The 13,142-nt window shown below is 60.4% G+C and carries 8 protein-coding genes; 6 read left to right on the top strand and 2 right to left on the bottom strand.

Annotated elements, in window-relative coordinates; all coding sequences use genetic code 11:
- The first annotated feature begins 7 nt into the window (after positions 1-7).
- Entirely contained in the window at positions 8-3,466 is a 3,459-nt protein-coding gene (smc, locus tag HMPREF2690_RS05415) for a chromosome segregation protein SMC (protein WP_070820342.1), read from the top strand.
- Between the two features lie 29 nt (positions 3,467-3,495).
- On the opposite strand, the gene HMPREF2690_RS05410 is transcribed toward smc, so the two are convergent.
- Positions 3,496-4,986: an HNH endonuclease signature motif containing protein gene (locus tag HMPREF2690_RS05410; RefSeq protein ID WP_070483915.1), complete on the bottom strand. Its 1,491-nt coding sequence runs from the start codon at positions 4,984-4,986 to the stop codon at positions 3,496-3,498.
- 190 nt (positions 4,987-5,176) lie between these two features.
- Between HMPREF2690_RS05410 and ftsY the strand changes: the two genes are divergently transcribed.
- Complete coding sequence (ftsY, locus tag HMPREF2690_RS05405) at positions 5,177-6,814, top strand: signal recognition particle-docking protein FtsY (protein WP_246819512.1); 1,638 nt, start codon at positions 5,177-5,179, stop codon at positions 6,812-6,814.
- Between the two features lie 111 nt (positions 6,815-6,925).
- Positions 6,926-8,554 carry a signal recognition particle protein gene (gene ffh / locus HMPREF2690_RS05400; RefSeq protein WP_070422388.1) on the top strand — a complete coding sequence of 543 codons (1,629 nt, stop codon included), beginning with the start codon at positions 6,926-6,928 and terminating at the stop codon, positions 8,552-8,554.
- Positions 8,555-8,613: 59 nt separating this feature from the next.
- Here the strand turns inward: ffh and HMPREF2690_RS05395 are convergent, their stop codons facing one another.
- Positions 8,614-10,809 carry an acyltransferase family protein gene (locus HMPREF2690_RS05395; RefSeq protein WP_070820341.1) on the bottom strand — a complete coding sequence of 732 codons (2,196 nt, stop codon included), beginning with the start codon at positions 10,807-10,809 and terminating at the stop codon, positions 8,614-8,616.
- Positions 10,810-11,200: 391 nt separating this feature from the next.
- Here HMPREF2690_RS05395 and rpsP point away from each other — a divergent pair, with 391 nt between their 5' ends.
- The 3 genes from rpsP to rimM all read left to right on the top strand — a co-directional run.
- Entirely contained in the window at positions 11,201-11,710 is a 510-nt protein-coding gene (gene rpsP / locus HMPREF2690_RS05390; RefSeq protein WP_070483912.1) for a 30S ribosomal protein S16, read from the top strand.
- A gap of 132 nt (positions 11,711-11,842) precedes the next feature.
- Complete coding sequence (locus HMPREF2690_RS05385; RefSeq protein WP_070483910.1) at positions 11,843-12,622, top strand: SDR family NAD(P)-dependent oxidoreductase; 780 nt, start codon at positions 11,843-11,845, stop codon at positions 12,620-12,622.
- Positions 12,623-12,663: 41 nt separating this feature from the next.
- On the top strand, positions 12,664-13,142 hold a 479-nt coding region (gene rimM / locus HMPREF2690_RS05380), incomplete at its 3' end, for a ribosome maturation factor RimM (protein WP_070820419.1).

Raw genomic sequence — 13,142 nt, 5'->3', positions numbered from 1 at the left:
TGCGCGAATGCACCTGAAATCGCTGACGCTCAAAGGATTTAAGTCTTTCGCGTCCGCGACAACCATGAAATTCGAACCGGGCATTTGCGCCGTCGTCGGGCCGAACGGCTCGGGAAAATCCAACGTCGTCGATGCACTCGCGTGGGTGATGGGCGAGCAAGGTGCGAAAAACCTGCGTGGCGGGAAGATGGAAGACGTCATCTTCGCCGGTGCCGGCGGGCGCAAACCACTCGGACGTGCCGAAGTCACGCTTACTTTCGACAACACCGACAAACGATTGCCCATCGACTACACCGATGTAGCAATCACTCGCCGCATGTTCCGCGACGGTGCGTCCGAATACGAAATCAACGGCTCCAAAGCACGTCTCATGGACATTCAGGAGCTGCTGTCCGACTCCGGTATCGGCCGCGAAATGCACATCATTGTCGGCCAGGGCAAACTCTCCGAAATCCTTGATTCGCGCCCTGAAGAACGTCGCGCGTTTATCGAAGAAGCCGCTGGTGTACTGAAGCACCGTCGTCGTAAAGAGAAGGCACAGCGCAAACTTGTCGGCATGCAGGCGAACCTGGATCGCCTCACCGACCTCACCGACGAACTGGGCAAGCAACTCAAACCGTTGGCGCGGCAGGCAGAAGCCGCGAAGCGTGGGGCGGCGGTGCAGGCCGAACTGCGCGACGCCAAACTCAAACTCGCAGGTGACCAAGTCGTGCGTTTGCGAGCGAAGCTTTCCGACGCCGCCCGCGCCGCCGAACTCCTCGAAGAACAGGTAGAAACCGTTACCGCGCAACTCGAGGAATACACCGAAGCGCAGGAGAGCATCGAAGCACAGCAGCAGGAAGTACAGCCCAAAGCACAAGAAGCACAGCAGGTGTGGTTTGCGCTATCGACGCTGGCGGAACGGGCGAGTGCTACGGAACGCATCGCATCGGAGCGTGCTCGGAGCCACAACGCCGATGTTGCCTATGCCGGGCAAGACCCGGAAGACCTCGAAGCACGGGCACGGATTGCCGACGAACGCTACGCGGAAGCCGTCGAAGCAGCCGAAGAAGCAGCAGAACAGCTGGAAACGGTACGAGAAGAAGTCGCGGAACGACAGGAAGCTTTCGATGAAGCTGAGCGCGAACACATGGCGCAGGTGCGTGCGATCGCGGACCGTCGCGAAGGCGTAGTGCGACTGCTTGCTCAAGAAGAATCGCAGGCGCAAGCGGTTGAAGCTGCTGAGGAGGAGATTCGGCGTTTCGACGAGACGCTTCAAGAAACCCGTGAACGTGCACGCCAAGCTGACGCTGAGGTTGTGTCCGTTGAGGAACGCATCGCGGCGTTTCAGGCGGAACGCGCTCCACTCGACGCCGCATTCGCCCGCGCCCACACCGAATCTGACGCTGCAGAGAAGCGCCTAGAGCAACTTCGTGCTGAGCAGCGCGAACACGAACGCAACGTAGCAACGCTTGAATCGCGCATTGCAACGCTGTCTGAGCAGACGCCGAAAATGGATGCCGCCGAATTGCTCGACGGTTTCTCACCGCTAGCGGGTTTGCTGACTACAGAGGCAGGTTTGGAAACAGCGCTTGCGGCGGCCCTCGGCGACTATGCCGAAGCGCTCGCAGGTGATGTGTCCGACGAGACCGTGTCGCGGTTGGGGAATGCGAGTCGTACGGTGGTCGTCGATAAGCGAGGCGGCTCCACATGGCGCCTGGAGACCGACGTTGAGGTGGACTGGCTGCTCGACCACGTCACGCTGGACGATGCAGTGGCTGGTCCGGTGACACGTTTGCTCGCTGACACTGTGGTCGCAAAAAATGTTGAGCTGGCTCGTGCCGTCGTCGAACAAGACCCGAGATTACGAGCCGTCACACACGACGGCGTACTTGTCGGCGAAGGCTGGATCGCAGCCGGCTCCGGGCAAGCAACCACGGTTGAAGTCTCCGCCCGCATCGAGGCTGCTCGCGTGGAACTTGAAACGGCCCGCCAACAACTCAGCGAACTCGCAGGCACGTTTGAAGGTGCGAAGGTTGCGGCGGAAGAAGCCCGAGTCAACGCCGCGTCGGCGCGTGCGTCTCTTCGAGAACACGACACCGAACTCGAAGCCTGGCGACGCGATCGCACCCGCCTGGTCAAGCAAGCTGAAGCGAACAAGTCGGAGCACGAACGAGCTGCGCAGCGCGCCAACGAAGCTGACGCACGGCTTGCGCAACGCCGCGCCGAACTGGAAGAAACTCGCGACCGTCTCACCCGAGTGGACACGGATGTATCCGCCTCACCCGAGGAGCCGTCATCTGCCGAACGCGACGCTGCCCGAAACGCGCTAAACCACATCAAATCCATGGAAATGGAGGCCGTCCTCGCCGCGCGTACTGCACAACAGCGGGCAGAGGCGGAAGCGGGCAAGGGAGACGCGCTACGCCGCCAAGCCGAGCAAGAACGTCAGGCGAAAGCCCGCCATGACGCTGCGATGGCAAGGCGTCGAGCAGAGGCGGAGCTAGCGGGGGTCGTCGAGAAGCACGCGCGCGACCTTGCCGCCCGAATCGAGGACGCGTTGGCACGCGCGACGGCGCAACGCGATGAGCTCTCCGCCCAGACCGCAAGCCTGCAGGGGCAGTTGCAGCAAGCTCGTCAGCAGGTCAATGCCACGCGCCAACAATTGTCTCGATTGACCGACAACGCACACGCATCCGATATTGCCCGCTCGCAAGCACAGGTGCGTATCGACGAAGCCGAAGCCAACATCACCTCCACCCTGGGCATCGCCGTAGCCGATCTGCTTGATGGGTACACCCCAGGTGAGGACTTTGACCGCGAAGCAGAAGAGAAACGTCTCAAGCGGGCAGAAAAGGATCTGCGCGCGCTGGGTAAGGTCAACCCGCTGGCATTGGAGGAATACAAGGCGTTGGAGGAGCGGTATTCGTTTCTTTCTACGCAGCTTGATGATGTTATTCAGGCGCGCAAAGACCTCACTGGTGTGATCGAGGACGTTGACGCACAGATCTTGCAGTTGTTCACCGATGCCTGGACGGATGTGGAGGCCGAGTTCCCGCGAGTGTTCCAGACGCTCTTCCCGGGTGGTGAGGCGCGCTTGGTGCTCACCGAGCCAGACGACATGTTGGCCACCGGCATTGAAATTGAGGCTCGGCCACCGGGTAAGCGTGTCAAGCGGCTTTCGCTGCTTTCCGGTGGTGAAAAATCGCTGACAGCCTTGGCGTTTCTGGTCGCTATCTTCCGTGCGCGTCCAAGTCCGTTTTATGTGCTCGACGAAGTTGAGGCGGCGCTCGACGACGTCAACCTGCGCCGGCTCATTGCCCTTCTGGAGGAACTCCGTCAGGATTCGCAGCTCATTGTGATCACGCACCAGAAGCCAACGATGGATGTTGCGAACGTGCTTTATGGCGTGACTATGCGTGGCGATGGCGTCACTCGAGTGCTGTCTCAACGCATGCAACCTGCCGGTGCAGCGCCTGGGGTGTAGCACCTGGGGCGTAGCACAGCGCAAGATGGCTACCCGGTGTCCGGTGCGAACAGGGGTGGATCTGTTCCCGGTAGTTCTTGGTCGTCGAAACTTGGGTGTTTGTCCCGAATTTTTCGTTTATGCCGCTGACCGGGTGACTGTTCGAACTGCCATGTGCTGGTCGTGGTCGGTGGCCCGCCGTCGGCTGGATGGTGGGTGATGTCCCAAGTGTCGGGGTCTTTTTCGAAGTGACCCTTACCACCGGCTCCGTCTCTGTTGTCGTTGTTGCATCTGTGGTGTTCGCGACATAGCAGTATCAGGTTATTGAGGTCAGTGACACCTCCGTGGAGGTAGGACTGCAGGTGGTGGGCTTCGAGTTCGACGCCAGGTTTGGTGCACCCGTTCCAGGCGCAGACACCTTGGGTAGCGAGTAGGACGAGGCGCTGTTCAATCGACGCGAGGCGGGCGCGTCCGAGTGATAGTGGCACACCGGTTGCAGAGTCGAGTTGGAGAGCAAAAGTGTCTCCTGCTAAGCCCAGGTGAAGAATGTCGAGGGCAGTGAGATCCACACTGGTATTGGTGGAAAAGCGTGTTTGCCAATCAGCACCGACCAGATCTTCCAGGGTCAGTGTCACCACAACGGTTCCGATGCCGCGGTCGCGCGTGATACGTGCCTGGGAGTAGTTATCCAGGATGTGCATGAGTTGGTCGAAGCGGCGTTGTTGTTTCGTGCGGGTGTCTTTGGAGCCGTCGGGTAGGTGAGAGCCGGGGGCTTCTCCGGCGGCGAGGGCTGCTTCGAATTTTGCGCGTGATGCGGCGTCAAGGTAGAGCCGGGCGTAGGAGCCGCCGTCTGCATCGGTGGGTCCGAAGGAGATGCCTCGTTTTTTAAACGCGGCTAGGGGGTCCTTTTTCTTTTCGTAGTCCAGCCCCGCGCGGTTGGCTTTGCGGACGAGGTCGGTGACGAACTTCCGGAGCTCTTCGGGGGTCATGCGTGCTGCGGCTTCCATGGCTTGGGAGTAGCACTCGAGGTAGCCCGGGTTGGCGTGTTCGTTGAGGTCCTTGAGCGCGTTGGAGATAATGCGCTTCTTTTCTTCGGAGGCTTTCTTTTCTCGTGCAGCCTTGCGGGCGCGTTCCTGGGCTTTCTTTTCTTGTTCTTTGCGTCGTTGTGCTTCTTCTTCTGCGGCTCGCTTGTCCTCTTCGGTTTGTTCCGGGTTAGTTGGTGGGACTGGGATGTCGGGCTCGCCGAAGAGGCGCTTGCCGTGGTTGAGGAGGTCGAACGCCTGGGCACGGGAGAGGCCGAGGCGTTGCGTGAGGTATTCCACGGGATGGTTGGCGCCGACCAGGGATCCGGCATTGTCCCTTGTGCAGAGATGTGCGAAGGCGGCGTTGACGTTTCCGAGCAGTGGCAATGAGCCGTGTAGCCGCTCTATTGCTTGGTGGGTGCCGAGGAGGTGGAGGGAGTCGGGTTCCATCATGAGGTTGGACAGCGCTTCTAGTCCAGCGGTGATCTGGTTGACGTGTTGGTCGATGATGGTTGTCATGGGTCCCCCTCTCGGCTACGTGTGCTGCTAACTGAGTTGAAAATGAAGCTACAGACCAGGCCGACACGATCGCCACACATTCGAACACCCGTTCGTATGGATGGGCCTGACCTGCAGCGTTGATTCGTCGATAAGCAATGTGTCTATTGCTGTTCCACCTTGTGTCGTGGCGGCTGGCACACTAGAACGCATGAATACCACTGAGTTGATGAACTCCCCGGCCCTTTGGGTGGCGGTTGCGGTCGTCGTTGCCGTGCTGATCATCGTGGGCATCGTCGTTGCGGGGAAGAAGCGCAAGGAGTCGAAGACCGTTTCGTTTGAGAAGCCGGAGGAGCCGAAGGAGCTCACTCAGCAGGAGAAATCCGGCAATTATCAGGCGAAGGGCGGTTTCAATTTCGCACCGGCGGATGCTCAGCCGAAGCAGCCGGAGCCGATTCGTCGTGACCAGCCGGTTCTGCCAGTAGTCGAGCCTGAAAAGGCCGAGCAGGAGCCGAAGACTGTTATCGAGAAAGCAGTTGCGCCTGATGAAGAGCCATTGCTTGTCGACGACACCACCAGCACGGAGGTAGATCAGCCGGAGCCGGCCGAGCGGCCTGTGGAGGAGCCTGTCGTTGAAGAATGTGCCGTGCCAGAACCGGAGCCGGCACCAGAACCTGAGCCGGTAGCAGAGCCGAAGCCAGCTCCAGAACCGGAGCCGGAACCTGTTGTCGATGAGGCAGAAACCCCTGAGGCCGAATCGGAAACGCCCGATGCGCCAGACACACCAGACACGGCGGAGGCAGAGGAGGCTGCTGCGGCTGCTGTAGTGGCTCAAGAGGGTGCTGAAGAGGCGCTCCAGGATGGCGCTGAGGTTTCCGATGAGGCTGTCGTTGTTGAGGCCCCCGCGAGCGAACCGATCGATGACATCGCTCCAGCAGCAGGTCGCATGGGCAAGCTTCGTGGCCGCCTTTCCCGTTCTCAGAACGCCATCGGCCAGGGTCTGCTTGGCATTCTTTCCGCTGGCGATCTGGACGAGGACGCGTGGGAGGAGATTGAAGACACGCTGATCTTGGCCGATATCGGTGCGGGTCTGACGATGAAGATCACGGACAACCTGCGCGAGAAGATCGCTGAGCGTGGTGTGGAAAACGAAGCGCAGGCTCGTGCGATGCTGCGCGAAACTCTGATTGAGGCTGCCCGTCCGGAGCTCGACCGTTCGATTAAGGCGATGCCGAATGACGGCAAACCGGCCGTGATCTTGGTTGTCGGTGTCAACGGCACCGGTAAGACGACGACTACCGGCAAGCTTGCTCGTGTGCTCGTGTCTATGGGGCACTCGGTGGTGCTTGGTGCTGCGGATACGTTCCGCGCGGCGGCTGCGGACCAGTTGGAGACCTGGGGCAAGCGCGTCGGCGCTTCCACGGTTCGTGGCAAGGAGGGTGCGGACCCGGCTTCGGTGGCCTTCGATGCTGTGGCAACTGGTGTTGACGAGGGTGCTGATGTGGTGCTCGTCGATACGGCGGGCCGCCTGCACACCTCCACGGGTCTGATGGATCAGCTGGGCAAGGTCAAGCGCGTCGTGGAGAAGAAGAGCAACGTCGATGAGGTGTTGCTGGTGCTCGACGCGACGGTGGGGCAGAACGGCATTGCGCAGGCGCGTGTCTTCCGTGAGGTTGTTGACATCACGGGTGTGGTGCTGACCAAGCTCGACGGCACCGCCAAGGGCGGTATCGTTTTCCAGGTTCAGGAGGAACTTGGTGTGCCGGTAAAGCTGGTTGGTCTTGGTGAGGGCGCGGACGATCTTGCGCCGTTTGAGGTTGAGAGTTTCGTCGACGCTCTTCTCGGCTAAGCGCTTGCTTGTCGACGACCCCGCGCCCCCGGTGATGTGCCCATCACCCGGGGCGCGCGCTAGTCTTGTGGGGGTTCTTTTCCGCTAGAAGCAAAAGGGAGCGTGCACACCGTGTTCGAGTCACTGTCCGACCGCCTCCAATCAGCCCTGGGTGGTCTGCGAGGCAAGGGCAAGCTCACCGAGGAGGATATTAACGCCACGGCTCGCGAGATTCGTATCGCGTTGCTGGAGGCGGACGTGTCGCTTCCGGTTGTGCGTGCGTTTATTAAGCGTGTCAAGGAGCGTGCCCTCGGTGCCGATGTTTCGGCAGCGCTGAATCCGGCGCAGCAGGTCATCAAGATTGTTGATGAGGAACTGACAAACATTCTCGGCGGTGAGACTCGCCGGTTGAATTTGGCGAAGAACCCGCCGACCGTGATTATGCTCGCCGGTCTGCAAGGTGCTGGTAAGACCACCCTGGCAGGTAAGTTGGCTAAGCACTTGGCTAAGCAGGGCCACACCCCGATGTTGGTGGCGTGTGACTTGCAGCGCCCGGGTGCGGTGCAGCAGCTCCAGATTGTTGGTGAGCGCGCTGGTGTGCCGACGTTTGCCCCGGATCCGGGTACGTCCATCGACTCGTATGAGCACGAGATGGGCACCTCGCACGGTGATCCGGTTGCGGTGGCGCAGCAGGGTATTGAGCACGCCAAGCAGAACAAAAACGATGTGGTCATCATCGATACTGCGGGCCGCCTCGGTATCGATGAGACCCTGATGACTCAGGCCCGCAACATCCGTGATGCAGTGAATCCGGATGAGGTCATCTTCGTTATTGATGCGATGATCGGTCAGGATGCGGTGTCTACCGCCGAGGCGTTCGCTGCTGGCGTCGACTTCACTGGTGTTGCACTGACCAAACTTGATGGCGACGCCCGTGGCGGTGCCGCGCTGTCCATCCGTGAGGTCACGGGCAAGCCGATTCTCTTTGCGTCGTCTGGCGAGAAGCTCGACGACTTCGACGTGTTCCACCCGGACCGCATGTCCAGCCGTATTCTCGGCATGGGTGATCTGCTGTCGCTGATTGAGCAGGCTGAGCAGACTTATAACGAGCAGGACGCTGAGGCAGCCGCAACCAAGTTGGCTTCCGGCGAACTCACACTGGAGGACTTCCTCGACCAGTTGCTCATGATTCGTCGCATGGGGCCGATTGGCAACCTGCTCAAGATGATGCCTGGCGGCAAGCAGATGAACCAGATGGCGGACATGGTCGACGAGAAGCAGCTCGACCGTATCCAGGCCATCATTCGCGGTATGACTCCTCAGGAGCGCCAGGATCCGAAGATTTTGAACGCATCGCGCCGCAAGCGCATCGCTAACGGTTCCGGTGTGAAGGTCTCGGATGTGAACCAGTTGGTGGAGCGCTTCTTCGAGGCGAAGAAGATGATGGGGCAGATGGCCAGCCAGTTCGGCTTGCCGGGTATGCCTGGCATGGGCCGAAGCGCTACTAAGAAGAAGCCGAAGGGTCGCCGGGGCAAGAACGGCAAGCGCAAGCCGGTGAAGCGCGGTGGAAATCAGGGCATGCCGAAGATGCCAGGGATGCCAGGAATGCCAGGAATGCCGGGCATGGGTGGCGGTATGCCGGATATGAAGGATTTGGAAAAGTTGCAGAGCCAGCTTCCTGCGGGCATGCAGGGCATGGATCTCAACAACCTCGATTTCAACGAGGCGATGAAGCGTATGCAGAAGGGGAAGTTCTTCTAGCGCGCAGCGCGCCGCAGCGCGAACGCTTCACAGATCAAAGGGGGGGAGAGGCCAGCACTTTAGAGGGTGTTGGCCTCTTCGCCATCTTGGGCAGAGTCGGTGGCGGTTTCGGGGGCCAGCGTGGTGTCGTCGATAAGCCCAAGCTTGTTGAAGATCGGGGTGAGCTCTTCCCACATCAATGGGGCGAGCGATTCGGCGTACGCGTTGGAGATGTGATTCTGGTCGCGGTAGATGTAAATGTTGCCGATCTGTGGCGGGCAGATGCCGTCGATGCAGTACCAGCTGGCGGTGTCGATTTCCCACTGGTTGTAGCCGCCGTCGAGGAAGTACTTCGCAGGGTCTTCAGGGGAGTAGACCACGTGTGCGTCCATGGAGCAGTCGGCTTCGGAGTATCCGGCTACGAGGCGCAGGTTGGGGTCCATTGGGTCGCCGTCGGGGTTGAACATCCATGGGTTGTCGCGCAGGCCGACGAATGGGATGCCGTATTCAGCGAGGCGTTGCCAGAAGTTTGCGTATGCGTCAGGCACGTAGTCCTGAGAGGCGATGCCACCGCCTGCGTGACCTGCGGGGCGTGTGGAGGTGGAGATCACCATGGCAGGGTTGAGTTCGACGAGTTCTGCGAACGCGTTCTCGCCCCATTCTGCGCATTCTGGCGAGACAATGTCGGCGTTGGCGGGGTCCCAGGGGCCTCCGACGACGAGTGGGCATTCTTGGCGCACGAATGTTGCAACTTTGAAGCCGTGGCGTTTGCCAAGGATGTCCAGTGGGATGCCGAATGGTTCGATGTGGGAGCCGCCGACCAGTGCGATGGTGGTGTCGGCTTCCAGGTCACCGTATACGCAGTGAGGTCCCGGCATGATGTCTGGGCCTTCGGGGAGGAAGACCATGCAGTTGTCCAGCCCGATTGGTGGGTAGATGCCTGCAACCAGGTTCGGGTCTGGTCGGGCTTCGACGTCGGGGACTTCGGCGCCGGCGAGTGCGAGTGCGCCTGGGTAGATGGCGGGGTCGAGGGGTTTGTCGGCGTCGTCGATACGATCGTTCCAGATTGGCTGGATGGCAAGTGCTGCGGCAAACAAAGCGGCGGTGAGCACACCACCCGTTGCGCGGAATTTTCCGGGCCACGTGCGTAGCGACGACCCCGCGTCGCGCACCGGCGTATCCATGGCACGCGGGCGCGCACGATGCTGGCGTAGTGGATCTTCCACCAGCATGTGGGTGATGTGTGCGAGGGCGAGGGACACGGCGATGACACATGCGCCGAGCCATGCTGGGGGAACGGCGTATCCGCCGAGGGCGGTGACGATGATCAAAAGCGGCCAGTGCCAAAGGTAGAGCGAGTAAGCGATCTTGCCCAGCCAGGTCATGGGTGCAGATGCCAGCACGCCGGAGACAGCGTTGCTGTTGCCTGACAGGATGACCAGTGCGGCACCGGTCAGTGGCAGCAGTGTGAGGGGGCCGGGGAATGCGAGCGACGTTGGGATAACGATGCCGGTGATGGTGATCATTGCGACGCCGAGTAGCGCAGTGAACCAGGCGAAACGCTGTGGGAAGAATCGCTCGGCTGGTACGAAGGCGAGCAGTGCGCCGAGGGAGAGTTCCCATGCGCGAGAGAACGTGGAGTAGTAGTTGGCGCCGGTGCCGACGAAACCGAAGCGGGAGGCCCAGGCGAAGGAGGCGATAGTGATGAGTGCCAGCACTCCGATGGCTACGCGTCGCGCCCAGACAGGGTTGGCTTTGAGCTTCGATACTGCAACAGCCAATAGGGTGCCCATGAGGATGCCGAAGATGTAGAACTGGCCCTGGACCGACATTGACCACAGGTGCTGTAGCGGGGATGTTTCCTGGCTTGCTGCAGCGTAGTCGGCATTTTGGGCGATGAGTTCCCAGTTTTGGTAGTACAGCATCGACGCTGTGACTTGGCTCGCGAGCTGCTGGCTCATCAGTTCTGGCGTAAACGCGAGAACGAGAAGGACAACGCTAACGATGACAAGTGCGAGCGCCGGTACGAGTCGGCGGATGGTGCGCCACAGGGGCCACCACGGGTTCAGGTTTGGGTTCGGACGCAGGGCGTATCGCAGTTGCCCGCCAAGGAAAAAGTAACCGGACAGCAGCAGGAAGACGTCGACGCCACCAGAGACACGTCCGACGAAGACGTGGAACAGGACGACGAGTGCGATGGCGTATCCACGCAGCCCATCGAGGTCGACGCGGTATGCGGTCGAGCCTTTTGTCGACTGTGCCGATTGTCCTGCCATCGTGTCCAACCTTGTCAACTACTTCTATTTCGTTACAGGCGACGTGTATTGCAGCTGGCAATGCGCGTCGCAATCGGTAAAGACCATACAGTCTGAACTTTGCATGACCGAACCAGCCACACCGGGGCATTGCAAGGCATTGCCGTGCGGGAGTTTGGTGTCTTGGGGTTTTAGCCCGTAAGGTGTCAAAGGTTGTCTGACGTCATTGTTGGCGTTTGGCACGACAAGTCTATAACTGCGTACGCGCCGGATCCGTCTGGATCCTTCCCAGGTTGCCTGGGAGGGGATGGTCGACCGGCCAGGCACGCGCAGGGTAAATAAGAAGGGTTGAACCGGCTCGTCGAGAAGCGGCGGGTGTCTGCACTGCCCAGTGACCTAAAGGAAGTACACCATGGCTGTCAAGATCAAGCTGCAGCGCGTTGGCAAGATCCGCAACGCTCAGTACCGTGTCGTCATCGCTGATGCTCGCACCCGTCGTGACGGTGCTGTCATCGAGAACATCGGCATCTACCACCCGAAGGAAGAGCCGTCGCTCATCCGCATCGATTCCGAGCGCGCTCAGTACTGGCTGGGTGTCGGCGCACAGCCGACCGAGCCGGTGCTCGCGCTGCTGAAGGTGACCGGCGACTGGCAGAAGCACAAGGGCCTCGACGGTGCTGAGGGCACCCTCAAGGTTGCTGAGGAGAAGCCGTCCAAGCTCGACCTGTTCAACCAGGCTCTGGAAGAGGCTAAGAACGGCCCGACCGCTGAGGCGATCACCGAGAAGCGCAAGAAGGCTAAGGAAGACGCTGAGGCTAAGGCAGCTGCTGAGGCTGCAGCTGCCGCAGAGGCCGAGGCTGCAGAGGCCGAGGGCGAGGCTGCTGAGGCTGAGTCTGAGGAGGCTCCGGCCGAGGAGGCATAAGCCTTTCGCTTATCGACGACACCCCGCACCGCACACTTTTCGTGCCGGTGCGGGGTTTTTCGTGCTGCAGCTTTGCAAAACTTGCGTACGGTTGGGCATGTAGACATTTCCTAATCGAAAGGGGAGCGGATCATGGCTCGTACGTTTTTGGTGACTGGTGGCGCGGGCGGCATTGGCAAGGCGACTGCGGAGTTGCTTACTTCTCGCGGCCACAAGGTGATTACTGCCGATATTGCGAATGCGGATATCAATGCGGATCTCACAACTGTTGAGGGCCGACAGGCACTCGTCGATGAGGCAACCAAGCTTTCCGAAGGAAAGCTCGACGGCGTCATTGCGAATGCAGGTATGCAGGCGCCGACGCCGAAGACCGCGCAGGTGAACTACTTCGGCGCGGTGGCAACGCTTGAGGGGCTTCGTCCGCTGCTGGAGGAGTCGGATGCGCCGCGCGCTGTGGTGACGGCGTCGATCGCATCACTGCAGCCGGCTGACGATCAGCTCATTGAGGCGATGCTTGCTGGTGATGAGGAAGCCACTGTCAAGCGCGGTCAGGAACTTGCTGACCAGGGCCCCGAGGTTGCATACCTTAACTACTCGTCCTCTAAGCAGGCCATTGCTCGTTGGGTGCGCAAGAACGCGATCTCCGAGGAGTGGGCTGGCAAGGGCATTGCGCTGAACGCTATTGCGCCGGCCGTTGTGATTTCCCCGATGACTGAAGAGCTGCGCAACACCGACGAAGGTCGTGCGCAGTTGGCACAGGTGCCGATGCCGCTGAACGGTTGGATGCCGGCAGAGGCTGCGGCCAGCTTCATTGCATGGCTGACCAGTGAGGAGAATACCCACCTGTGCGGCCAGGTTGTCTTTATCGACGGCGGCTTCGACGCCACAGTTCGTGGCGACAAGGTCTGGTAGGCCGACAAGGGCAATTTGTGGGGCTGCTACCGTAGCCGATTATGGAGCTCAACATTGGCCGCGTCGTGAAGTCGCATGGCGTGAAGGGTGAGGTAGCAGTCGAGCTACTCGCCGACGAGTCTGAAGACCACATTGTTGTCGGCGAGGTGCTCACTGGCCGCCAGGCTGGCAAGGAACAGCACTTGACTGTGAAGACGGTTCGGCCTCATCAGAAGCGCCTCCTCGTCAGTTTTGAGGAGGTGCCAGACCGCACTGCCGCGGACAGTCTGCGTGGCATGAAGTTTTTTGCAGAACCTCTGGAGCGCGACGAGGATTCCGACGAGTACTACAACCACGAACTCATCGGGTTGAAGGTCCGCCATGACGGCGATGAAGTTGGCGAGGTTACTGGCGTGATGGATGCGCCGAATCGCAAGATTCTGGAGATCGACTATCGCGGCAAGGAAGTCCTCGTGCCCTTCGTTATGGAGTTTGTGCCGGATATTGACCTCGCTGATGGCTACCTGGTGATTACGCCGCC

This window comes from Corynebacterium sp. HMSC034E11 (assembly GCF_001835905.1).
Lineage (GTDB): Bacteria > Actinomycetota > Actinomycetes > Mycobacteriales > Mycobacteriaceae > Corynebacterium > Corynebacterium coyleae.
This window is presented reverse-complemented; position numbering and strand designations above follow the sequence as displayed.